Consider the following 21,709-nt stretch of genomic DNA (forward strand, 5'->3'; position numbering starts at 1 on the left):
ATGCCCGAGAAACCAGACGACGATCCATTCCACGATTGCGAGTTAGATCCCGACGCGGTCCTCGGGACCCGAACCTTCCACGATGTCCTGTTCACCGACGATACCGAGACGCCGGTAAACCTGCTCACCGGCGAGACACCGGCACATTCGCAGGCCACCGTCGAAGAAGCGAAGGCGTTCGCTGCGAGTATCGATACGGACACACCACAAATCGCGCTCCCGGCCTCTGTCGAGACGCAGATCGAAACCCAGAGCAAACCCTACACCTCGGCTGCGTTCTTCCACTTCAAGGCGACCGGGTCGCTCGAACTGCACCGTGCCTACCACGCCGCCTACGAATCCGACGCGTTTAGCGTCGACTTCGAGGCCGACTACGAGTCGGGCGACCTGACGATCACCGTCGAGCAGACAGGCGATTCCTGAACGCGATCTCGCGAAGCGAGTTTTTCGAGCGCCGGCGATGGGTGCCGGCGCACCGAGCAGACAAAGCCGAGCAGCGCCCGGTGAGTCGGCGTTCCGAGGTGAACCAGATGCATATGGTCATCTACGCGCTGGTTGAAGCACCGACACAGCACGACGCATTAGTCGAGGGGAAAGCGGTCTTCGACCGTCTCGTCGGGGCGAACCCCCACGGCTGCGCCGTGTTCGACTACTACTGTACCTTCGACGAAGAGGATACCACGGTAGCTGGGAAGGCTCGCTGGGGAGACCTACCGACGGCAGCACCCATCAATTCAGAGGAGGGCGGTGAACTACTCGATCGAGCCTGGAACGCCACAAAGGAAGAGTTCCAGCGGAATCTCGACCGCGTGAAGGAGGCGCTCGACGAGCTCAGCGACGAAGCGATCATGCGCGACGAGGACCTCGCCCGACACGCCTTCCATCAGGTCGGCGCCTACGAGGGGCCATCAGTCCCGATGTACGACCAGCACGCGATGGGGATTCGCCACCGCGATCAGCTCGATCGTGTCCTCGAGGAAGAGGAAGACAGCCAGACACTCTGGATTGTCCCCGCAGACGTCCACTTCTGACTGACAATGCCCAGAATCACAAACTGGTCCCGGGAAAGTCGTACACCAACACTCGCGTATCGAAACACCGAGACTGGAGCGCGAGCCGTTCTACACCGGGCGCCGGACTCATACCGGTACAAGTGGCGCGGGGCGATTCTCGTCGACGGCTACCCGATCTGGTCGCGAGGCTTCGAGACGAAGGAGGCGACGACGTTCCGAGATGCACTTCGGGAGCGGCCAGCGCCCGAACTGAGCTGTCCGGAGTGTCCGAACGACGACATCCTCGTCGGTGAGAAGACAGCTGATGGAGCAAAGGTACAGCGCTGGTACGACTGTCCGGACTGTGGGTACGAAGCCCCCTCGCGCATCGTCTACGGCCCTGAACGCTGAGAACGTACACACGCAGGGTGTTTTTCGGCCGGGGCGGAGAGAGTGACCCGGTCGAACCGGGTCGGTCCAACAATGAGTCTCGAAGTACTCGACCGACACAGCGAGGCACTGTTCGAGTTCCTCTGGTGCCCCGTCTGCGGGCAGGAAGTGTTCACCCACATTCCCTTCGAGGGAGTGTTCTGCAAGAACTGTAACACGCAGGTCGTCCTCCAAGAGTCCCGAGAAGACCGTGGCTACGAGGAGGCTGTGCTCGCGTGCTTCGACACCGACTCAACGTGGAACCTTCACGTCGACGAGAAGCTCCGCCGCGACCTGCCTGACGGCTCGGCACGGGCAAAAATCCTCGGTGCACCGGGTGCCTATGAGATCGACTGGTGGAGTCCAGCACCTGGGGAGGATTGGGAGCCGGTCGAGCGTGGTGAATTCGACGGCGAGGAGGAGCCAGACGAGGTGTCACATCTCGCGTAGCGGATAGCAATCCCGCTACGACTGCGTAGTGTTGTTCCTGCGCCGGCGATGGGTGCCGGCGCACACGCGCCGGCGAGTACCGATGTCGACACGGAGTCAACTCCGATTCGTCCAACGAGTCGAACAGACCGGTGAGACAGATGGCAGCGCCGACCGCGTCGCGCAGGTGTACCGGCATTCGGACGGCTACCCGGGGAGCGTCCTCCGGGATCTCACAAAGCTGAAGGAGCTGCTCGATGCGACCCGTGCAGAGCGGGGACCGGGCTACACGGCGGCGACCTTCGTGTTCCTCGACAAGCTCTCGACAGTCGACCTCTATCTGGATGGTGACCCAGAGCGAACGATCGACGCGGCTCAGCCAGCGGATCTCCTTGAGCCGTCCAATATGGAGCATCTCGACCAGCCGCTGTTCCTGCTGGGCCACGGCGTCGAGAATCCGGCCGATGGCATCCACGGCGACGAAGAATACCTTTACGTGGTGGAACTCCCGACGGAGAACCCGCTCGACGAGCCGACCGAGTGGACAGTCAAAGTAAGCGGTCACTCCGCGTTCCCCCGCTGGGACGGCCCGACCGACGAAGCCTTCGAGCGGGCGAGCTGGCAGTTCCACGGGTCGCTCGAGGACGCGCTCGCAGAGCTGGTCCGGGACGAAGCAGTCGTCAAGTAAAATCCCAAATCATATTTATATATTTAGGATTTAGATAGACACAGATGATTTCGAAGGCCGGACTCGCCGTGGTTGACGCGCTGAGTACCGGCCGTGAAGCAACACCGGAGGAACTCACGACGGAAACCGGTTATTCACGAGACCATCTGTACGACGTACTCGACGAATTGCTCGCAGCGGGATTGCTCACAGAAACCCGTGGGTCCAGCAATCAGCGTCGTGTCCGCATCGCGGAACATCCAGTTACCGAAGCGTATCGAACGCTGCTGTCGGAGTTCAGCCACGTGGACTGGACGGAACTGCTCTCCCCAGCCACACTCCGCGTGTGTTGGTATCTCGATAGACCACGACACATCGCTGATATCGCAGACCGACTCGGAATCACCCGACAAGGTGTCCATAGCGCGTTATCGCCGCTCAAGCACCGAGCGTTACTCTCCCAATCCGATTCGAAGTACGCCCTCCGGGACGAGGTCTCGCCGCTGTTGGCGTTCATCCGGGCTACTGTAGAACACGAACATCGAGCTCGAGTCCGGGAAATCGCTCCCAGTGCCACGATCGCGTGGTGCGATCCGAAGCGAGCACTCGTTCGCCTACAGACCGACGAGGATACGGACGCACTCCAAGCAGCTCCGGACTGAGAGATGACCGGACTGGGTCGGTTTGCAGCGTATGGTTTACAGTTTTTCCTCGCCGGCGAGCCTCCGTTCTGGTATGCTCCGGACGAAGACCTAACGCCTGCTGAAGTCGTATGCCATACGCTCCTTCTGGATAGCGGATCTCGGCGGGTCAGCTATTCGATGCTGCTGATCGAGGCGGAGGATATCGATCAGGAGACACTCGTCGAGGCCGCACGGTGGTACGACCTGAAACCCACTGTGAAAGCGTTGTATCGGCCACTTCAGGGCGACTTCGACAGGACAGATGATCTGCCAGTCATCCTCCCAAAAAAGGACGAATATATGGCACTCAAAGACCAGTACGGAGTCGCGTAACACCAACCCCGCAGTCTGGCGGAAAATTGCGACGGGTTAGATGATGCCGCCGATCACGAGTAGTCCGACAACGAGCAGCAGCGTCGCAACCACGCTCCCGCCAGCCAGCAGCTTGTTCTCCATCGCCTTCTCGTGGATCGGCATCTCGGCGTACTCCTCGCGGAACGCCTCGAGGTTCTCCTCGTCGTAGAAGTACTTCCTCTTCAGCGCGAACCGGTCGGTCACTGCACAGCCGGTACAGACCGGGTCCCCTTCGAGCCGTTCGGTCTTGATGTGGGTGTCGCAGGCGATCGCCCCGCAGTTTGGACAGTAGGTGTACGTCTCGTCGACGCCGCTCGTCTCGCAGTGGACGCACCGATGGATGCCGTCCTCTTCGGTCACTCTGGACGGCCCTGCCGCGTAGTACTCGTAGGGATAGGTGTACTCTCCGAGGTCGGTCGTCTGCCGAACCTCAGGTAGATACACCGGCTCAATCGATTGCACTGAGATGTCCGAGAGGTTCGGCTCACACGTCTTGTTGTACGTGACGTTATTGTCGCCGGTGTAGGTTACCGTCGTCGTGTGGTAATCCTGGAGGCGGTCAACAGCCCACTCCTTGTACTCCGTTTGGGTCTGGCCGAACCGTCGTTCGTCGACGTCGTCGAATACCTCGGTAAACTGCCCGCTATCGAGGGGAACCGTCGCGTGGAAGTTCTCGGTGACCAGCGTCGCGACATCGTCGTCGGCCACCTTCGGATGGCCGCGCTCAGCGTGGACAACGAACTGTGTGCGGTCGTTGATCCGGTGGATGACACCGACGGAGGTCTCGAAGACAGCGTTCGTGTCGGCGGTGATCGCAACCACCGGTCGGAACGTCACTTGCGAGTGCGGCACCGACAGATCCGCGGCCTCGATGTTCTCGATGTCGCGGAACGCTTCCTGAACCGGCGCGTCGACGTCTGCCGCCGGGTCGTACGGTCGAAGCGTCTCGTCACAGAGGATCTCGATGCGCCCGTTGTAGAGATCGAGCCCAATCTCGTCGGCGATCTCCCGGAGGTCCTCGCCGTCGATCAGCTCGATGGGAAAGGGATCATCGTTCCGCTGGAGCCGATCTGCGTACTCCTCGGCAGGGTTCGTAAACCGGCCGGTCGTGACGACCATCCCGCGCTTTGGACCGTCGAAGTCGAACGTCGCGATGGCCGAGTGCAGCTTCTGGACGACCGGTCGGCCGACCGTTCCAGTGTGCTTGCACTCGACGATGATCGCCCGTCGCGTGCCGTCGACGACCTCCTCCATAATGACGTCCCGCCCCTCGTCGGCCGTCCGCTCGGCCTGGCGGACGTTTTCGTAGCCGAGGTTGCGGAAGACGTCCTCCATCAAGTCCTCGAACTCGAATCCAGAGAGGTCGTCCAGTACAGCCATCCTCAATTATGTGGACAGTACGTTGCAACTGCCAAATACGTTGCCGAACGCTGCGCCGTCCTGTTTGTTGAATCCCTGAGAGGGGTGCGGGGGTCACCGAACCGCCCGCGAGCAACGATGAACGGGAATGTACCTATGGCCAGTTCGGAATCGGTTCCAGTCGCATCGCCTGTACAGTCTCACCGAGACGCAGTCGAGTACGTCGGCTTCCGCGTCGACGGCCAAGCCGTCGTGCTGAATATCTCGGAGCATCGGCGACTCTCCCTCAAGCGGAGTCTGGACCTCGTCAACCACAGTTCGCGTATCCAACCGAAGCTACTTACGTGATACAAGCGTATCACAGCATATGAGCACTGACAGCGACGCCGGTGGCGACGGTGAAATGGAGAAAATCAACGTCCGAGTGCCACAGTCGCTGCTGGCACAGGTCGACGACGTCTGGGAAGAGCGTGGCTACGCGAACAAATCCGAGTTCATCCGCGACGCGCTTCGAGACGCCGTCAATCCGCCAACGCAGCTGTCCGAGGAAGCACTGGCGCATCTGGCCGAGAGCCGCAAGCAGCGGGAGCAGGGCGAGACGGTATCGCAGGACGACGTGAAGGACCGGCTAGGCATCGATGACTGAGGTCGAGTGGACACCGAAAGCACTCGATTTGCTGGAGGGACTCGAATCGGAAGCGCAAGAGCGGTTGGTGAAGAAACTCGACGAGGCGAAAGACTGGACCTCCCACCGACTCGAAAAGCTCACCGGCTACCCGTACTACAAGCTTCGTGCCGGTGACTACCGTGCGATCATCACGTGGGACCGAGACGAGGATGTCCTCATCGTCGAGGCGGTCGGGCATCGGCGGAATATCTACGACCGTCACCTCCCACCGTAACTCACGCTGTCTGCAGACCTGCTCGGGTCGGTGACGAACTGGATCTGAGATTCAAGTACGATTCCGCTCGGTAGTGTTTATTGCCCCCGAGAGGGACGCGGGGGAAGCCAGTCCCCGTTACCGAGCCATGACCGATTCAGAGTACCCCTGGCGAGACGAATCGCTCCTCTACGAACTCTACTGGGAACAGGAGCTGAGTACGAACGAGATCGCAGATAAGCTCGACTGTACGCAACCGACGGTGCATAAGTGGATGCAGAAGTTCGACATTCCTCGTCGAGACGCACGTGAGGCGGCCCCGAACCGTCGACGGCATCCCGCCGTGTTCACCGACCGTGGCTACGTCATCTGTGCCTCGAACTATCGTGGAACCACAGACTCCGTCGGGATTCACCGGCTCGTAATGGTGGCAGAGCGCGGGTTCGACGCCGTCGCGGACAAGCACGTTCATCATAAAAATGGCGTCCGCTTTGACAACAGACCGGAGAATCTCGAACTCCTCAGTCGGACCGAACACGCCGAACGACACGGCTTCGGGTCCGAGATTAAACCAACAGACCACGAGTGGGACGTGTCCGATCGCGAGCGGGACGAACGGGGGCGATTCAAATGACGACGGCATACGTCGGCCGACATCGACGAGGAGAGCTCGTTGTCACTCGCCGTCCCGAGGACACAGAACTCACCCCCGACCGCAGTCTCGACCTCGTCAATCACAGTCCGAGCGGCTTCGAGGTCGGGTATCGAGGCAGCGGGCCCGCCCAGCTCGCGTGCGCGCTCCTCCTCGACTACTACGACGATGAGCAGTTCGCCCGTGAGCACTACATCGCGTTCCGGAATCAGGTGGTTTCGCAGCTGGAGTGCGATGGTGCCGCGGCGTGCTGGCACCTCCCCGGGGAGGAGATCGACGCCGCGATGGCGACCCTTACCGACGACGTCGTCGCGCTCGCCGACGGTGGACGGCCGTCACCGACGCTCCCCGAGAACTGGAGAGCTGTCTCCCGCCCGGACCGGCGGGTCTTCCAGCGCGCTGATCGCGACCACTACATCGTGCTCGGGGATGGAAGCGACGAGTGGCTGGTCGTGCTCTGTAGCCAGGGTGACCGGGCATATCCTGCCCCGCTCGCACATCGGACAGTTGTCGAGGAGGCTGACGTGGAACGGGTAATCCAAGAACTCGCCGAAGAGAGCAACGACCTCATCGAACCCCCGGAGGGGGAGCACTGATGGAGACGCTTCGACTGGCGCGAGCCACCCATCAGCTCCTCGAACGTAGTGTCGAGGTGCTCGAGAAAATCGAGCGTGAACTGGAGCGATACAACGACCGACAGGAGCGCACCGACGACACCGACTCGTGACCCAAACTCACTCTCTGGACGGAATACGGAGTACCGGCTTCCAGTATACGCCTACCCCCGAGGGGTGCTCGTGTCCCATCCATCGGGAAGGCCAGCCGGTCACGGCGCCGCTCGGTTTGCGGTTCGCAGAGCGCGTCCATATCGAATCGATCCCACGCCACGTCGCTGGCGCGATCTACGAAGCACATCATTCCTATATGGACGATGTCCCCCGGACGAATCTCGTCCATCACGGACTCTGTTATCAGAACCAGCTACTAGGTGCGATTACGTGGCGCTATCCGCTGATTCGCTCGCTGGAGTACGACGGGGCGCGATTCGAGGGCGACGAAATCGTCGAGGCAGCACGGATTTGCATCGGCGTCGATTTCCCCAATCTCGCCTCTGCCGCCCTCGCCCGGTCGATGGAACAGTTCGTGCGTCGGCACGGCCGGCGACGAGGCGTTCGACTCCTGCTGACGTTCGTGCGAGCCGACTTCGACGGCTCGATGATCAAAGCGCTCAGAGACAAGGGCTGGCACTATGCCGGGAAAACCGAGCCCGGACAGGCAGGTAACCGGCCCGACAAGCAAATCCGAGAGCGGCCGAAGTGGCGGGTTCTCTGTGAAGTCCCAGCTGAGTCGGAACGGGAACAGACCTCACTCGCCCGGTGGTTTGGTTAACCAACAGATTACCCCTATTCTTGAATCAGTGTTGGTTAACCTCGAAGCAGGGCTTGGAACAGGCCGCTCACACCTTCGGCATCATTCGATCACTCAACCCATCTGGAGAATCCGTTGAGAAAACCATTGAATGTCTCGTTATTGGGGCTTTCCGCAATTCTACATAAGAGCGCCCTTAACCCTGCAGATCTGAACGGGCAAAAGGTATTACCAGCCGGCCAAGGTTATCGCTACCACGCAACATGGTATACGAACCCGAGTCAGTCTGGGAGTTCAGCACGACGGGAAACGTTACGTTCGGTCTGGGTGCCGCCGAGGAACTGAAAGCCGTGATCCGAGAGCACGGGGCGACGAACGTTCTCGTCGTAACGGACGAAGGCGTGGCCGAGGCAGGGATCGTTGACGAGGTGATCGGTCCCATCGAATCCGGTTCGTACACGGTATACGACGGCGTGGAACCGGATCCGGCGCTTTCGACGTTCGAGAAAGCCCGAGAGGTAGCGGCGGAGGTAGATCCGGACTTCGTGGTCGGTCTCGGCGGCGGAAGCGCAATGGACGTCGCGAAGACGACCAGCATCGTCCACGAACACGGCGGCGACATCCTCGATTACGTCGCAGCACCGACGGGCCGCGGCCAAGACGTTCCCGGACCCGGCGTCCCCACGGCGTGTCTGCCGACGACCGCCGGAACCGGTTCGGAGACGTCTCCCGTAACTGTCATCTCTCTTCCCGACGAGGACACCAAGGTCGGCATCTCCAGCGGATACCAGCGACCGAACGTCGCACTGGTTGACCCGGGACTGACAGTGTCGCTACCGCCAGGCCCGACTGCTTCCTCGGGAATGGACGCCCTTTGCCACGCGATCGAGGCCTACGTCACTCGACGGTACGACGCCAAGCCAGCGCCAGCGGGCCGGTCCGAGCGCCCGGATTACAATGGCAGGTCGGTTCTCACCGACCAGTTCGCTCGTTCGGCGATCAAACACGTCGGGGCGGGACTTCGTGACGCCGTGAACAACGGGCAGGATCTTGAAGCGAGGCGAAATATGGCGCTTGGAAGTCTGATGGCGGGGATCGCGTTTACCAACGCAGGCCTCGGTGCGACACACGCCATCGCGATGGCCGCCGGTGCGATTCACCACACCCCCCACGGGGTTACGATCGCGCTCACGCTGCCTCAGGTGATCAGACACAACGCCACGAGCGCGTTCGGTCGGTACGCAGAGGTGGCCGAGTTGCTCGGCGCGAACACGGATCGGTCGAGCCCGGTCGACGCGGCCGAAGACGCCGCGGTCGCAGTCGAGCGGCTCGCCAGCGACGTCGGTATCGATGGCGGTCTCTCCACGCTGGGCATCGAAGCGGGCGACGCCGTTCACATCGCCGAACGCGCCAGTACGCTCGAACGGCTCCTCGCCGGCAATCCCCGCCGCGTAACAAAGGCCGACCTTGAAGAGATCGTCCGTCGGTCCATCTGATTCACTATGGCACACCTACGCGCGGCGGCGCCGAACCCCGAGCTCGACCCCGCATTGAACCCCACACCACTCGGGCGACTGCTGTGGAACGCGACTGCCGTCGACGACGATCGAATGCTTCGATCCAGGATAGGGATCAAAGCGGTGCGAGCGCTGCGGTCGGTGCTGTCCGATTCGCCGGCGGATCTGCCCGCGGTGGACCACGTCGCCGAGTTCGCCGTCCCTGGACCGGGACGTGACGTCCCGGTCCGCGTGTACGTCCCGGACAGCGGGGAGGAGCCGGCACCGTGTCTGGTGTACTGCCACGGCGGCGGCTGGGTACTCGGCGGTCTCGACTCCCCGGAGGGGACGCTCCGACACCTCGCCAACGACGTTCCGTGCGTCGTCGTATCTGTCGGGTACCGTCTCGCGCCCGAACATCCGTTTCCCGCCGGATTGGAGGATTGTTACGCTGCGACGAAGTACGTCGCTTCCAATCCCGGGATGTTCGGCGTGGATCCGGACCGGATCGCCGTCGGCGGGCGTTCTGCGGGGGGAAATCTCGCAACGGCGGTCGCGCTGCTGGCGCGAGACCGGGGCGGCCCGTCGCTCGTCCACCAGGTCCTCGACGTGCCCATCACTGACCGCTCGTTCGACACCGACTCCTATTCCGAGAACGCGACGGGATATCTGCTCACGCGCGAGAAGATGGTCTGGTTCTGGCGGTGGTACCTGCAGACGGAACTGCACGACACGAATCCCTACGCTGCACCCCTGCAGGCAGACCTGCTCAGTGGACTCCCCCCTGCGACGGTGATCACCGCTGGATTCGATCCGTTGCGCGACGAGGGAATCGCCTATGCAAACCGGCTCGAGGACGAGGACGTCGACGTCCGCCTGCACAACTACCCGGACATGATTCACGGGTTCACTGGGAGGGCCTACGGCGCCGGACTGTCCCGTGGTTTCGAGGCACTGGACGAGATCGGGGACCGCCTCCGGTCGGCGTTCACCGCTCCATCTGCGTGAGGGGACTGACGCGATCAGTCGTCTGCCGGTGCGACCTCTCCGTCGTGTCGGACCTCGGTGCCGAGCATCTCGAGGAAGATCGACAGGATCTCCGGATGGTCGTCCCACCCCTGGGCCGTCACGAGGTTGCCGTCCCGGGTGACCTCGTCCACCCACGCGGCACACCCTGCGGCCTCACACTCGGGGCGCAGTGCGGGATACGACGTCATCTCGAATCCCTCCACGACGTCGGCGGCGTTGAGGATATGCTGGCCGTGACACAGCGCCCCTACCGGCTTGTTCGCGTCGAAGAAGTGCCGAACAGTCTCGAGGACTTCGTCGTACGTTTGGAGGTACTCGGGCGCCCGCCCACCCGGTAAGTATAACGCGTCATACTCGGCGGGGTCGACATCGGCGAGCGTCGCGTTCAACTCGAAGTCGTGTCCGCGATCCTCCATATACGTCTGGTCCCCGCGGAAGTCGTGGATCGAAGTCTTGATCCGATCGCCCGCTTCCTTGTCTGGACAGACCACGTCGACGTTGTGGCCGACCATCTCCAGCCCCTGGTACGGTATCATAACGTCGTAGTCCTCGCCGAAGTCCCCGGTGATGAGCAGTATGTCCTTGGGCATTGGGTTCACCTACCACACACCACGTGGCGAATGCTTAAGAAACCTGTCGATTGATCAATCGGATCAGTCGGTGTGAGAGCGACGAAAGCGGGTAGATGTTCTCACCCAACCGAATACGACGGGAACCGGTGACGTCCACGGAGAATCCTGACAGCCCTCAGCTGCGAATTTGCGTGCAAGCGATTCACCGAGTCCCGGACCGACACCTGCGATGACTGCTGTGTGTGCCATAGGTCGGTCTATGAACTGGACTGGCAAAGCCGTGGTGACACGTTCCACATTACAGTTGTCAGATAATCAGCGAAGCAAATGCCCGGAATGGTTTTTATTTGGATTCGTGACTCAAACAGATACCCGTGCGTCAAGTGGAGTTCGGTATTCAAACATTTGCTTATCGAGTATATTCGTGGCTGAAATCGGGTCTAAGGGAGACTATCTAGAATATCCTGATCTTAATGAAATATAAAGTAGTGATCAGATAAGCAGATTCTATGCGAAGGCGAACGCTTGCAGCCAATTTTCGGGGGTGCTTGCTTTGGCGTGACTGAAACAGTATGTGAACTAATCTTTTCATACATATATTTTTAAAATGAAACGTTTAGCGCTGCTCCGACTACCAGATTTCTCGTATTTGTAATTGAGGGCGTTCCGGTGAAGTCCTGCCTGCAGCCACGGTATAGAATCGACGAAGAACACTGAATTATCGACGAGAGGTTTGTCGCGGGGTTCCGCAAGGAAGATTTCGGTAATCGCTTGATTTCCCCACGGAGAGAGCCATATATGCGGCAAAGGGGTTGTGTCGGGATCGACTACGCCGTATAGCTAGAACCGTTCGTCTTTCAGTTGGATCACAGCCTCATCAACCGCGACATAATCTGGATCAGCGCACCGAGCGGTTGTTGATCGGGCTTCTGCACCCAGTTGTGAACGGTCGCTGGACAGCATTTGACACCTTACTTATCTAGATTCAATATGGTATCAGAAAATTATAATATAGCCAAATGAGGCCGGATACTGAGCTTCATCGCGGACTCAGGTCTCACTTCTCCCTCCAGAAAATCCAACTCGGAGCAGTCACTATCTCCGCTGAGGGGGGCGGTTTCGAACATAAACACTCACAATCGTTCCGCCTCATTCTTCATCTTGATCTGAAAACTGCCGCGGTAAGTTAATCGTGAGGATCACTACGACAACGAGGATACCGGCCAATATCAAGTAGCCTTCGTCAAAGTACCCGGCATCACCAATATAGCCGAAAACTATTGGTCCTGTTGCACCAACTGCTGAAACGCTGGTTCGAATTATTCCGAGACCAGTGCCGCGTACTCTTCTAGGGAATGTGTCTGCGAGGAAGGACTGGGTAATTGCTCCTGATCCAAGCATTGTACTTACAAGTGCGGTGGCGGTTGCAAGTGCCCAAAATTCAGTAAGAAGTGGAAGCAATCCGAGCCCGATAATCGGTCCAAGAAGAACGAAAATTAGCGATTTCCGCATTCCTAGTCGGTCGTATGCCGCTCCGGAGAGGGGTTTCACGATGATCCCGAACGCGAAAAAAGCGCTGAACAGAATACTGGCTGAAGAGGAAGACATCCCTTTCTCTTGAACTAAGTAGGTCGGAAAGAACCCAGTGAACGAGTGCCAAGTGAGGATGTACAGGAATAAAATAAGAATCATATACGCCATATTTGGCTGTCGCAGACTCGAAAGTAGAGTGGTTGTCGACGCAGAAGAGAGGGTTACTGAACTACCGGCGGAAGTTTTGGCGGGGAGTACCGCCCAAAGGCAAACTGCGGCAAGGAGAAGTAGAGGAACGAGAAAGGTCATCCCGGCCTGCCACGTGAGAGCCACCGCAAGTACTCCGGCAATCGGTGGTAGAATTGTCTGTCCCAGATCTCCAGTTGCCATTGTTACACCGAGAGCGCTTCCCAGATGATCTGGATAGATATCCGAAAGAATGGTGATCCGAGCAATCGGATACAAGGACTGGCCGACTCCAACAGCACCTGTCGCAATAAACAACAACAGTGGACTCGGGACGATACTAACGAATCCAAGCGCGATCGCTACGATTACAGCGCTTGCAATCATAACGAGTCGTTCGCTGTAGCGATCGGCGAGAATTCCACCCGGTAGTTGCCCCAATGCGCTTCCGAGAAGAAGAATCGTGATCAAGAATCCGGCCACTGTGAGGCTGAGGTTAAATGACTCGCGAAGATGCGGAAGAAGCACCGGGTAAATCATCCGTGATCCGACGAGTGTTCCCCACGCGCCGGCGATCGCTACAAGTGATTTTCCCTTTTGGCCGTTTAACAATTCTCTTACTATCCGATTAACGAATAAAGTGATATTCATTCAAGGTTATTGGGAGGGTATTGTGCCAGTATGTAAACTATCTCTTCTTCACTAAGTCAACGGACTGTTAATTGGGTACTTCGTGATGACGAACTGTGGCTTTTCACTACTGTTAATTTCCATCTTTTTATCAATATTGAATGATCTTAGGCGTCGAGTCAGTCAGTAGTATGTACTGCCTATTACTCAATTACTGGTCTCGTCAATAGTTCAGTCCGTTCGGGGAATCTAACGATCAGACAGGGTCAACCCAAAGATTAAGAAGTATCGATTTAATTGGTCGATTGATGGTAAGACAACCCCTTGAAGAGTATTCGGTCCTGGATCTGTCACAGGGTGTGGCTGGACCGACTGCAGGAGCTATGCTCGGTGATTTCGGAGCTGATGTAGTTTCTATTGAACCGCCCAATGGAGCGAGTCAGCGGTACCTCGCTGACGGTTCAGCGTTCCCGAACGTGAGTCGAAATAAAGATGCTATCGTCGTTGACCTGAAAACAGAGAAAGGAACTGAAATCGTCCATAAACTGGTTGCCGAGGCTGATGCTCTTATCGAAAGTAACCGTCCGGGGAAGATGGCCGATTTTAATTGCGATTACGACACCTTAGCCGAGATTAATCCAGAGCTTGTTTACTGTTCGATCACTGGTTACGGTGAGGAGGGACAGTACCGAAACCGGCCCGGGATTGACCCGCTTGCACAGGCGGTTTCGGGCCTAATGTGGATGACGGGCGAGCCTGATCGAAAACCGTCTAGAATTGGCGGCCCAACGATTGACGTTGCGACTGGAATCAACGCTGCCTTCGCGACGTTGACAGCGATGGTTCACGCCGAAAAGACTGGTGAGGGACAGAAAATCGAGAGTACCCTGTTTGATACAGCCGCGATGATTATGTCAAACTGGTACACGAAGTACAGTAAAGACGGGTCTGTACCGGAGCGACAGGGTCATTCGTGGGAAGTATATGCCCCATCGGGCGTATTCAATACGGGGACACGGCCGGTGTATATTGCCGTACCAGCCCAGCCATACTGGAAACGGCTATGTCGCGCTGTTGACCGTATGGACTGGTTCGACGACGATCGATTCGCTTCCAATGAGGATCGGCTTGCAAATCGAGATCAGTTGTTCGACGAGATCGAGGCAGAGTTCGAAAAGTACGACCGCGACGACTTACTTGCGGAACTAATTACTGCAGGTGTTCCTGCATCGGAGCTACAGACTGTGCAGGAGGCAGCTGAAGACGAGCATCTTCGGCAGCGAGGCACGGTTCGAGAAATCGAGGGTGCGGAGAACGAAGAAACTCTCGTGGTCCAAACACCTGTTCAATTCTCTAAGACTCCGGGAAGATTTGAGCACGTAGCCCCTGAGCTTGGCGCAGACACTCGGGAAGTTCTACGCGACTCCGGATTCAGTGAAGAGGAAATTGATGACTTCGTCTCCGCGAATGTCGTTGAGGAAGCCTGAATAGCCGTAAATCGGGTTTCTATTTCCGCGATTTCAGAGCAGGCGGAGCGGTTACTTTGGTACCACCATAATTACGATACCGACGAGTACCACAGCGATCTGAGCCAGACGTCCTATTGCGGGCGTTACGTCTTCTGGAAGTCGCGCACTGAACCCTCGTGAGTTGAGCCCGATCGAGAGAATTGTTGTCCCAATGATGACAACAATAGCAGTCACGATCATATTCAGAGAGACTTCTGATGAGACCAGTTGTGGACTGTAGATAAACGCAAATGGAAGTACAAAGACTGGAATAGCGATCTTCATCGCTTCAGCACTACTCTTCCAAAAGTCAGCATCGGCAATGCCACTAGCGATGACGATTCCGGGAGCGATGGGTGGAGTGATCGCGGCTAAGATCGCGAAGTAGAGAACGAAGAAATGTGCTGGTAGTTCGGGAATGCCGAAGTCAATTAGGTTGGGTGCGATGAGGAGTGCAACGACGAGATATGACGCACTCGTCGGCATTCCCATCCCGAGAACGATGCAGAGGATCATCGTTATAACCAACAAAAAGAGTAACACACCCCCGGAGATATCGATGAGAGCAAATGCGAGAGTGGCAGGTAACCCGGTAGTGAACAGTGTATCAACCATCAGCCCAATGGCGGCGACGACGATGGTAAGTGGGGCGAGAGATTCGAGGCCGTCACGAATCCCGGAACCCAACTGAGAGAGTGTTGTCTGAGGTACGGCTACGAAATCTTCTGTGTGGTCAAGGAAGTTACTCGCGATTAAGAACCCAACGCCGGTGAGAACCATTGTTCCTGCGGCAAACATTCCAGCGCGCATTACCGTGGTTCGGACGACGCCCAGTTGATAGAAGAGGACACCGATCGGAATAAGAAACTGAAGTACCTCCAAGAGTCGGTAGCTGAGGGAGTGTTGCTTGGGATGGTCTTTTTCCAGCCAGTCTCGCATCTCGGGGATTTCTTCGATGACTCGTGACTTCGAGAGCGACTGGGAGTCTGTTTCTCGTTTGTTGATCTGGTACACGGAAACCGAGATGGTGAGATAGAAGATCAATGCTGGAATGGCGGCGGCCACGAAGATATCGACTAAGGGTCGAGCAAGGATGTCTGCCATCAGGAACGCTGCAACCCCCATTACCGGTGGCATAATCTGTCCGCCGGAAGACGACACGGCTTCGATTGCAGCTGCTTGTTCCTTTTTGATTCCTGTACTTTTCAGGACTGGAATCGTGAACGACCCTGTAATTGTTGTATTTGCGAGGGCGCTACCGTTGATAGAACCGATGAGCAGACTGCTGATAACAGCCATTTGGCCGATTCCGGTTTTGACCCGGGTAGAAAACCAGAATGCGCCACGAACGATCAATCCGAACCCGCCGAAACTGCGGAGTAACCCGGCTAGCAGTAGAAATGGAGCAACCATCGTGCCCATTATCTGAGTTAACGTTCCGTATACCCCTTGGAAGTCCAACATACCCACTTGAAGGCCGCGTTCAACACTCAAACCGCCGTGGTAGAGCCAAGAGGGGAATAAATACCCGAACTGACTATAGAGAAGCACCGCTATGATCATTCCCGCGAAAGCTGCACCGTACGCGTCATACGTCAAGTAGAGAATAGTGGCTATGAATACAGCCGCAAGAACGTAGTCCGCCTGGGTAGCATAGCCAACGCGGACTGTCTGGAGCACGCTAAAGTTGAGAACTACATACGATGAGACGAGAATGTTGACAACCAACGAGACAGCCAACGCAGCAGTCCGGCCTGCATTCCCTTGAGATCTCGCTTGAGAGATGTTTTTCACGGCGTACGCCGTTACGGCTCCACCGAGTACGATGACGCCGAATAACGGTCTAGCGAGTTCCTGTCTGACCGTTTGCCAAGAGATGAACAACCAGAAAGCGACTGCAAGTGCGTACAAGATCATCTCAAAGCGAGGCAACGAACGGATTGAGAGGGGTTTTGATGCCGGGTTCTTAGAGGACATAGCGCGTATGGTAGTCAGTTTGGAATTAGGATCTGGAGTTTCTTTCTATCGGCAGTTATCGCTGTGTGGGGTTACCGGATTTCACTGTGACCCAACTGCCCATTCGTCAAGGGAGATTCCACGGCTTTCGAGGTATGCCGCTGCTCCGGGGTGGAGGGTGAAGCTGGGGAGTAAGCCACTCACAAGGGCCTCATCGGTTGCATCCAAGACGCCGCCATATGTGTCCTTAACCTGATCCCAGTTCTCAATCCACGTTCGAGTCGTATGCTCAACAAGCTCTTCGGGAAGGTGGTCGCCATAAATTACGTTCGCGGTATCAGTCCACGCTGTGACCTGATCGATGTTTTCGAACGGTTCTGGCTGGATGGTTTCGATAGGCGGAGATGTGATATCTGAAACTTGCTCGCGTTGTTCGTCAGTCATTTTCACCGCCTTCAGGTCAACACGATTCATTAGCTCTTGCATTCCTCCAGACGCAGACGTCCCACGGAGCGTAGTATACCCACCACAAGCCTCGATCCTCCCGTTTTCCAGCGCAGATCCGAATTCGTTCAACGGAATCTCACGGTGCTCATATTCTCCTTTAATTCCGAGTTCCTCAAACACGGTCATAGTCAACTGATAGAGTGCAGAACCGGTCCCGAAGGTTGTAATTGTCCGGCCTTGAAGATCATCGAATGTCTCGATATCGCTGTCGGCTTTGGTCAACATAAAACATTCTGCGCCCGTAACTGAGAAACCAGCCCAGAGCGGGTTGCTCGGGGGCTGCTCAGCAAAAGGCCCAGTCTCTTGGAGGGCATCGTAGTGAAGATTGTTCGAGATGATCGCCAGATCATAGTCACTTCCAAGCGATCGGGCGTTTGCTACCTGACCTCCTGACGATTGTGCTGAGAGGTTGACCCGATCGCTCTGTTCCCGAATAACACTTTGGAGAGCCTGTCCTATCGAGAACGTGGAAGTTCCCTGTTCACTTGTTCCCATAACCCAGTTTGCGGATTCGCCGCTGGAGGTGCCTTCGTCTCCGGAACTGTTTTCGCCTCCGGAGCTGCAACCCGCCAAAGAAGCAGCGCTTGCGACACCTACTGATTGAAGAACTTTCCGTCGGCTTACCAGTGAATTGTTGTCATCGATCATCCGTGAATCCATCCGTATCAATCTAACACACTCTAATAAATATTTTGGTTACCCGTAGTCGCTAACGGGGAGTTGTTCTATCGACCAGAGAACGGCTACTCAACGATAACGACGTCCTCGTCAATGAGATTGTCAATAACCTCGGGGTCAAATCCAACTTCCTGCAGGATTTCTTTAGAGTGTTCACCGAGTCGTGGAGGGCGCTGATTGATTTGCGGTGGCTCACCAGACATCATCACCGGAGTCGAGAGAGCGAGAACGTCATCTCCCTCGTGATCTTCGGTTTGCTGAATTGTTCCACGCTGGTGGAGGTGTTCATCTTCGGTTGCTTCGGGAACTGTGTGTACTTCTGAGGCTGGCACACCTGCCTCGAGAAGCCGGTCTAATAGCTCCTCACGGTTGTACTTCGAGAATTCTTCGTCCATAACCGCAATGAGTTCTTCTCGGTTTTCTCGTCTTGCGTCTTCAGATTTAAATCGTGGATCACTGAGCCAGTCTTCACGCTCTACAGCTTCACAGACTCGTTCCCAGAGATATTGGAACGGAGTCGCCAGATAGATCTGCCCCGTCGAGGTCTCAAATATTCCAGCAGGCGCGTACGGCTCCCAGGAATGCCCTTGCCGATGTGGGACTTCCCCAAATTTGCTATAATGACTGTACCAGACGCCCATAAAAGCAGCAGCAGTATCGAAAAGCGAAGTTTCAATTTTTTGTCCCTCTCCAGTCTGTTCCGCCGTCCGAAGTCCCGTGAGAACGCCGAAGGCAGCATATACCGCGGTCCCCATATCACTCACCGAGACCCCGACACGCGAGGGCTTCCGATCCGGTTCACCAGTCATCTCCATAATTCCCGACATCGCTTGGGCTAGCGGATCAACCGTAGGTCGATCTTTGTACGGACCTGTTTCTCCATATCCTGTTATCGAACAGTAAACGAGCTCGGGATTGATCTCGCTCAACTTGTCATACCCACACCCTAGGCTTTCCGAAACTCCTGGGCGGTTATTATGGAGGAACACGTCAGCATCGGCGACCAACTCTTCTAACACAGCCTGTCCCTCTTCGGTTTTAAGATCCACGGCGATAGACTGCTTGTTCCGCGAGATGTTCGCGAGGGCGGCCCCACCAGCGTAGCCACGGGCGGTTTTCCCCTTAGGTGGTTCCAACGAAATCACCTTTGCCCCGAAGTCTGCAAGCATCGCTCCTGCTGCTGGTCCGGCAATTCCTTGTGATGCATCGATCACGAAAACATCTGACAGGGGTTTGTGTGACATATTAGGGTTCTAGCTCGGTAGTGTTGGGTGAACTGTTGCGGATCTTCTGTCTACGGATTCGGGTGGGTAAATCGGTTCGGATCATTGGGGGATTTGAATCACTCCTTCTGCCAAGAGAGATTCAATATCGTCTTCATTGTATCCGCACTCTCGAAGGACTTCCCGTGAATTCTCTCCCAATTGCGGCGGCGCCGAAGACTGGGTTGCTGGAGCCTCAGAAAGTCGAATCGGCGGTGAAACCGCCTTTACCTCATCTCCATTTGGATTCTCTATTGTTTGTATTGTTCCCCGCTCCTGGAGATGTTGATCGTGGAGTGCTTGCTCCACCGTATTCACTTCTGCAATAGGGACATTGGCATCGAGGAGAAGATCCATCAGTTCAGATCGAGAATAGGATTTGAACTCTTCGTCTAATTCAGAATGGAGAGCTTCGCGATTCCGGAGGCGGCTTTCCTTCGTCTCAAACCGAGGGTCTGCTACCCAATCTGGCCGGTCAACGGCTTTACAGAGCCGTTCCCAGAGATGTTGGAATGGAACGGACATATAGATCGGATCAGTATGCGTTTCAAACACGCCGGCAGGAGCGTACGCATCCCAGGTATGGCCTTGTCTCTGAGGGGGCTGTTCGCCCATACTGACATACGTATACCACTGTGACATAAACATCGCCGCCGTATCAATCAGTGATGTTTCGATTCTCTGTCCGCGTCCGGTTTCTTTCCGTTTATAAAGGCACATCATTATCGCATACGCAGCATAGATTCCTGTGCCGATGTCGATTGTGGAGGCACCGATTCGGGAAGGTTTCCTGTCTGGTTCACCAGTCATCGACATTAATCCAGAAACTGCCTGTGCAAGCGGATCAAAACCGGGGCGATCTTTATACGGTCCAGACTCCCCGTAACCTGTAAGCGAACAGTAGATCAGCCTAGGATTGATCTCGGAAAGGGTGTCGTAATCACACCCCAACTCCTGCATTTTACCAGGTCGGTTGTTATGAATGACGACATCAGCCGCCTCTACTAACCGGTAGAGAGCTTCGGTCCCTCGTTCGGTCTTGAGATCCAGCGCGATCGACCGCTTATTTCGATCGAAGTTAGGTAGTGGCGAGCCTTTCGCAAACTCTCGCTGCGAACTACCGCCAGGGGGTTCGACGCTCACTACGTCTGCACCAAAATCTGCTAGTAGTCCCGCCGCACTTGGTGCTGCAATGGCTTGACCGAGGTCAAGCACTGTGACATCAGTTAAGAGACTATCATCGGTCCTCATTTTTCACGCTATACTGGATTTAGAGTTCTGGTTAATATATATGTCGGTGAGAGTGAGCAGAGCTACATTAGAAAGTCTTCTTATGAGCCATACCTTGACTTTCCGTTTCCGTTTTTGTAGTCTCATAGATCTCTTTTTCTTTGTTGGGTGAGTGGTGTATTCTTTAACATCATTTTGTCCCCCCTGTGAGAAACCGGTCAGCATAGTCGGGAACGATATGGAGCCTCCTCTGCTTGCTTCTATGAGAAATTTAGTATGGCTAAATTATACTCTCGAGAGTTTCGGTCATTTTTGATTGATAATGAGGGTCCGAGATATAACAGAAGTACATATGTGATTTTAGAAAGCTGTGGACGACGCTCAGCACAATCAAAGGGCAGAAGAGAAATCTGACATTTGGCGATGCTAAAAGAAAGTGTCACCTGTCTGTAAATTAACTTCACTAATATTTGCTACCTGCTTCACCTTCAGAGGTAATTCCTCCTCAAAAAATTCGTCTTGGAGTCTGGTTGTTGGCCCGCTTAAACTAATAGAGCCCGCAATTGATCCATCATCGTGTTTAACAATGGTACCCACAGAACGGATACCGGTAATGTGTTCCTCCCGGTCATAGGCGTACCCCCGTTCTCGGATCTTTTCCAGTTCTCTTAACAACTCGTCTGGATTTGTAATTGTATTTTCAGTTTGCTCTGTAAGTGACGATTGTTGAATGAGTTCTTCAGCCCGGCTTTCATCCATCTCAGCTAAAATTGATTTACCACTTGCCGTGCAGTGTAACCAGTCATGCGCCTTTTCTCTGCGTTTGATATGATAGTTTTGGCTAACTGCATTCTCCCCGAAGATCTCGTGAAGGATAAACAATCGACCATTTTCTTCAATGTATATGTGTCCTATTTCCCCAGTTTCCATCGCCAGTGAATCGATCTCTCCTTTTGCAGCTTGAAGGACCGGAGCGTGATTCCGTACGTGAGCTCCAAATAAAAGACATTCAGGCCCAATAACATACTTTTTACCGCGCTTTTTTACCATATTAACCGATTCTAGTGTCGATAGATGATTGTGAATTGCCCCTGGGGAGAGTTCAACTATCTCAGCAAGTTCAGTAATAGTAGCTCCTTCTTCATCCCTTAGAGCCCTTAGAATGGTGTACGTGTTAATAACACTGTTAACCCCGTTCTTCGGTGGGTTTTTGTTCATACACTATCCTGTACATTAGAAGACTAATATTTTGCGATGCTAAAAGTTAGTGTATATACCTAATAAACGGCTAGTAGAGTAGATCTGCAA

The 21,709-nt window shown here is 55.9% G+C and carries 22 protein-coding genes and 4 pseudogenes; 16 read left to right on the forward strand and 10 right to left on the reverse strand.

Annotated features, from left to right (window positions below; genetic code table 11):
- From OS889_RS15825 to OS889_RS15850, 6 genes and pseudogenes are all read left to right on the forward strand, one after another.
- Positions 1-423 (forward strand): DUF8025 family protein, encoded by a 423-nt coding sequence (locus OS889_RS15825; RefSeq protein WP_372391675.1) that lies wholly within the window; start codon positions 1-3, stop codon positions 421-423.
- Between the two features lie 107 nt (positions 424-530).
- Complete coding sequence (locus tag OS889_RS15830; protein ID WP_372391677.1) at positions 531-1,031, forward strand: DUF7995 family protein; 501 nt, start codon at positions 531-533, stop codon at positions 1,029-1,031.
- 6 nt (positions 1,032-1,037) lie between these two features.
- Positions 1,038-1,403, forward strand: coding sequence for a DUF7568 family protein (locus OS889_RS15835; RefSeq protein ID WP_372391679.1), 366 nt, complete (start codon positions 1,038-1,040; stop codon positions 1,401-1,403).
- Positions 1,404-1,475: 72 nt separating this feature from the next.
- The gene (locus OS889_RS15840; RefSeq protein ID WP_372391681.1) at positions 1,476-1,871 is read left to right on the forward strand and encodes a DUF7567 family protein; all 396 of its coding nucleotides are present in this window, start codon (positions 1,476-1,478) and stop codon (positions 1,869-1,871) included.
- A gap of 82 nt (positions 1,872-1,953) precedes the next feature.
- Positions 1,954-2,538: a hypothetical protein gene (locus tag OS889_RS15845; protein WP_372392007.1), complete on the forward strand. Its 585-nt coding sequence runs from the start codon at positions 1,954-1,956 to the stop codon at positions 2,536-2,538.
- 44 nt (positions 2,539-2,582) lie between these two features.
- Positions 2,583-3,533, forward strand: a pseudogene (locus OS889_RS15850) (MarR family transcriptional regulator).
- A gap of 36 nt (positions 3,534-3,569) precedes the next feature.
- Here the strand turns inward: OS889_RS15850 and OS889_RS15855 are convergent.
- The gene (locus tag OS889_RS15855) at positions 3,570-4,934 is read right to left on the reverse strand and encodes a restriction endonuclease (RefSeq protein ID WP_372391683.1); all 1,365 of its coding nucleotides are present in this window, start codon (positions 4,932-4,934) and stop codon (positions 3,570-3,572) included.
- Positions 4,935-5,280: 346 nt separating this feature from the next.
- On the opposite strand from OS889_RS15855, the gene OS889_RS15860 reads away from it, so the two are divergent.
- The 9 genes and pseudogenes from OS889_RS15860 (at position 5,281) to lipP1 (ending at position 10,318) form a co-directional block, all read left to right on the forward strand.
- Positions 5,281-5,559 carry a ribbon-helix-helix domain-containing protein gene (locus OS889_RS15860; protein ID WP_089649942.1) on the forward strand — a complete coding sequence of 93 codons (279 nt, stop codon included), beginning with the start codon at positions 5,281-5,283 and terminating at the stop codon, positions 5,557-5,559.
- Entirely contained in the window at positions 5,552-5,815 is a 264-nt protein-coding gene (locus OS889_RS15865; RefSeq protein WP_058984726.1) for a type II toxin-antitoxin system RelE family toxin, read from the forward strand. The genes OS889_RS15860 and OS889_RS15865 overlap by 8 nt, the downstream gene beginning before the upstream one ends.
- A 127-nt stretch (positions 5,816-5,942) precedes the next feature.
- Positions 5,943-6,428: an HNH endonuclease gene (locus OS889_RS15870; protein ID WP_372391687.1), complete on the forward strand. Its 486-nt coding sequence runs from the start codon at positions 5,943-5,945 to the stop codon at positions 6,426-6,428.
- Positions 6,425-7,042 carry a DUF6166 domain-containing protein gene (locus tag OS889_RS15875; protein WP_372391689.1) on the forward strand — a complete coding sequence of 206 codons (618 nt, stop codon included), beginning with the start codon at positions 6,425-6,427 and terminating at the stop codon, positions 7,040-7,042. The genes OS889_RS15870 and OS889_RS15875 overlap by 4 nt, the downstream gene beginning before the upstream one ends.
- The gene (locus OS889_RS15880; protein WP_372391692.1) at positions 7,042-7,173 is read left to right on the forward strand and encodes a hypothetical protein; all 132 of its coding nucleotides are present in this window, start codon (positions 7,042-7,044) and stop codon (positions 7,171-7,173) included. The genes OS889_RS15875 and OS889_RS15880 overlap by 1 nt, the downstream gene beginning before the upstream one ends.
- Positions 7,174-7,289: 116 nt before the next feature.
- Entirely contained in the window at positions 7,290-7,835 is a 546-nt protein-coding gene (locus tag OS889_RS15885; RefSeq protein WP_443673231.1) for a hypothetical protein, read from the forward strand.
- Positions 7,836-7,876: 41 nt separating this feature from the next.
- Positions 7,877-8,002: pseudogene (locus OS889_RS15890) on the forward strand (IS1595 family transposase); the annotation flags it as partial.
- A gap of 75 nt (positions 8,003-8,077) precedes the next feature.
- Entirely contained in the window at positions 8,078-9,310 is a 1,233-nt protein-coding gene (locus OS889_RS15895; RefSeq protein ID WP_372391695.1) for a hydroxyacid-oxoacid transhydrogenase, read from the forward strand.
- A 6-nt stretch (positions 9,311-9,316) separates the two neighbouring features.
- Positions 9,317-10,318, forward strand: a complete 1,002-nt coding sequence (gene lipP1 / locus OS889_RS15900) for a LipP1 family hormone-sensitive lipase (protein ID WP_372391697.1) — start codon at positions 9,317-9,319, stop codon at positions 10,316-10,318.
- A gap of 14 nt (positions 10,319-10,332) precedes the next feature.
- Here the strand turns inward: lipP1 and OS889_RS15905 are convergent, their stop codons facing one another.
- The 4 genes and pseudogenes from OS889_RS15905 to OS889_RS15920 form a co-directional block, all read right to left on the reverse strand.
- Positions 10,333-10,929, reverse strand: coding sequence for a DJ-1/PfpI family protein (locus OS889_RS15905; RefSeq protein WP_372391699.1), 597 nt, complete (start codon positions 10,927-10,929; stop codon positions 10,333-10,335).
- 147 nt (positions 10,930-11,076) lie between these two features.
- A pseudogene (locus OS889_RS15910) lies at positions 11,077-11,160 on the reverse strand (short-chain dehydrogenase); the annotation flags it as partial.
- A 258-nt stretch (positions 11,161-11,418) separates the two neighbouring features.
- Positions 11,419-12,038: pseudogene (locus tag OS889_RS15915) on the reverse strand (transposase domain-containing protein).
- A 22-nt stretch (positions 12,039-12,060) separates the two neighbouring features.
- Positions 12,061-13,281 carry an MFS transporter gene (locus OS889_RS15920; RefSeq protein WP_372391701.1) on the reverse strand — a complete coding sequence of 407 codons (1,221 nt, stop codon included), beginning with the start codon at positions 13,279-13,281 and terminating at the stop codon, positions 12,061-12,063.
- 287 nt (positions 13,282-13,568) lie between these two features.
- Here OS889_RS15920 and OS889_RS15925 point away from each other — a divergent pair, with 287 nt between their 5' ends.
- The gene (locus OS889_RS15925) at positions 13,569-14,747 is read left to right on the forward strand and encodes a CaiB/BaiF CoA transferase family protein (protein ID WP_372391704.1); all 1,179 of its coding nucleotides are present in this window, start codon (positions 13,569-13,571) and stop codon (positions 14,745-14,747) included.
- A gap of 51 nt (positions 14,748-14,798) precedes the next feature.
- On the opposite strand, the gene OS889_RS15930 is transcribed toward OS889_RS15925, so the two are convergent.
- The 5 genes from OS889_RS15930 to OS889_RS15950 form a co-directional block, all read right to left on the reverse strand.
- Entirely contained in the window at positions 14,799-16,745 is a 1,947-nt protein-coding gene (locus OS889_RS15930) for a TRAP transporter permease (protein ID WP_372391706.1), read from the reverse strand.
- An 81-nt stretch (positions 16,746-16,826) separates the two neighbouring features.
- Positions 16,827-17,891, reverse strand: coding sequence for a TAXI family TRAP transporter solute-binding subunit (locus OS889_RS15935; RefSeq protein WP_372391708.1), 1,065 nt, complete (start codon positions 17,889-17,891; stop codon positions 16,827-16,829).
- An 83-nt stretch (positions 17,892-17,974) separates the two neighbouring features.
- Positions 17,975-19,153, reverse strand: coding sequence for a CaiB/BaiF CoA transferase family protein (locus OS889_RS15940; protein ID WP_372391710.1), 1,179 nt, complete (start codon positions 19,151-19,153; stop codon positions 17,975-17,977).
- Positions 19,154-19,234: 81 nt separating this feature from the next.
- A complete protein-coding gene (locus tag OS889_RS15945; RefSeq protein WP_372391712.1) occupies positions 19,235-20,422 on the reverse strand; it encodes a CaiB/BaiF CoA transferase family protein in 1,188 nt (395 codons plus the stop codon).
- A 405-nt stretch (positions 20,423-20,827) separates the two neighbouring features.
- Positions 20,828-21,619: an IclR family transcriptional regulator gene (locus OS889_RS15950; protein ID WP_372391714.1), complete on the reverse strand. Its 792-nt coding sequence runs from the start codon at positions 21,617-21,619 to the stop codon at positions 20,828-20,830.
- Positions 21,620-21,709: the final 90 nt, after the last annotated feature.

The sequence above is a fragment of the Halobellus sp. MBLA0158 genome, from assembly GCF_041477585.1.
GTDB lineage: Archaea > Halobacteriota > Halobacteria > Halobacteriales > Haloferacaceae > Haloquadratum > Haloquadratum rubicundus.

What these genes read in the sequence shown, in the direction of transcription:
- OS889_RS15950 (WP_372391714.1), bottom strand. Translation starts at nt 21,619, where the DNA reads ATGAACAAAAACCCACCGAAGAACGGGGTTAACAGTGTTATTAACACG.
- OS889_RS15825 (WP_372391675.1), top strand. Translation starts at nt 1, where the DNA reads ATGCCCGAGAAACCAGACGACGATCCATTCCACGATTGCGAGTTAGAT.
- OS889_RS15870 (WP_372391687.1), top strand. Translation starts at nt 5,943, where the DNA reads ATGACCGATTCAGAGTACCCCTGGCGAGACGAATCGCTCCTCTACGAA.
- OS889_RS15935 (WP_372391708.1), bottom strand. Translation starts at nt 17,891, where the DNA reads ATGGATTCACGGATGATCGATGACAACAATTCACTGGTAAGCCGACGG.
- OS889_RS15855 (WP_372391683.1), bottom strand. Translation starts at nt 4,934, where the DNA reads ATGGCTGTACTGGACGACCTCTCTGGATTCGAGTTCGAGGACTTGATG.
- OS889_RS15880 (WP_372391692.1), top strand. Translation starts at nt 7,042, where the DNA reads ATGGAGACGCTTCGACTGGCGCGAGCCACCCATCAGCTCCTCGAACGT.
- OS889_RS15920 (WP_372391701.1), bottom strand. Translation starts at nt 13,281, where the DNA reads ATGAATATCACTTTATTCGTTAATCGGATAGTAAGAGAATTGTTAAAC.
- OS889_RS15830 (WP_372391677.1), top strand. Translation starts at nt 531, where the DNA reads ATGCATATGGTCATCTACGCGCTGGTTGAAGCACCGACACAGCACGAC.
- OS889_RS15875 (WP_372391689.1), top strand. Translation starts at nt 6,425, where the DNA reads ATGACGACGGCATACGTCGGCCGACATCGACGAGGAGAGCTCGTTGTC.
- OS889_RS15945 (WP_372391712.1), bottom strand. Translation starts at nt 20,422, where the DNA reads ATGAGGACCGATGATAGTCTCTTAACTGATGTCACAGTGCTTGACCTC.
- OS889_RS15835 (WP_372391679.1), top strand. Translation starts at nt 1,038, where the DNA reads ATGCCCAGAATCACAAACTGGTCCCGGGAAAGTCGTACACCAACACTC.
- OS889_RS15865 (WP_058984726.1), top strand. Translation starts at nt 5,552, where the DNA reads ATGACTGAGGTCGAGTGGACACCGAAAGCACTCGATTTGCTGGAGGGA.
- OS889_RS15925 (WP_372391704.1), top strand. Translation starts at nt 13,569, where the DNA reads ATGGTAAGACAACCCCTTGAAGAGTATTCGGTCCTGGATCTGTCACAG.
- OS889_RS15845 (WP_372392007.1), top strand. Translation starts at nt 1,954, where the DNA reads ATGTCGACACGGAGTCAACTCCGATTCGTCCAACGAGTCGAACAGACC.
- OS889_RS15840 (WP_372391681.1), top strand. Translation starts at nt 1,476, where the DNA reads ATGAGTCTCGAAGTACTCGACCGACACAGCGAGGCACTGTTCGAGTTC.
- OS889_RS15895 (WP_372391695.1), top strand. Translation starts at nt 8,078, where the DNA reads ATGGTATACGAACCCGAGTCAGTCTGGGAGTTCAGCACGACGGGAAAC.
- OS889_RS15930 (WP_372391706.1), bottom strand. Translation starts at nt 16,745, where the DNA reads ATGTCCTCTAAGAACCCGGCATCAAAACCCCTCTCAATCCGTTCGTTG.
- OS889_RS15940 (WP_372391710.1), bottom strand. Translation starts at nt 19,153, where the DNA reads ATGTCACACAAACCCCTGTCAGATGTTTTCGTGATCGATGCATCACAA.
- lipP1 (WP_372391697.1), top strand. Translation starts at nt 9,317, where the DNA reads ATGGCACACCTACGCGCGGCGGCGCCGAACCCCGAGCTCGACCCCGCA.
- OS889_RS15905 (WP_372391699.1), bottom strand. Translation starts at nt 10,929, where the DNA reads ATGCCCAAGGACATACTGCTCATCACCGGGGACTTCGGCGAGGACTAC.
- OS889_RS15860 (WP_089649942.1), top strand. Translation starts at nt 5,281, where the DNA reads ATGAGCACTGACAGCGACGCCGGTGGCGACGGTGAAATGGAGAAAATC.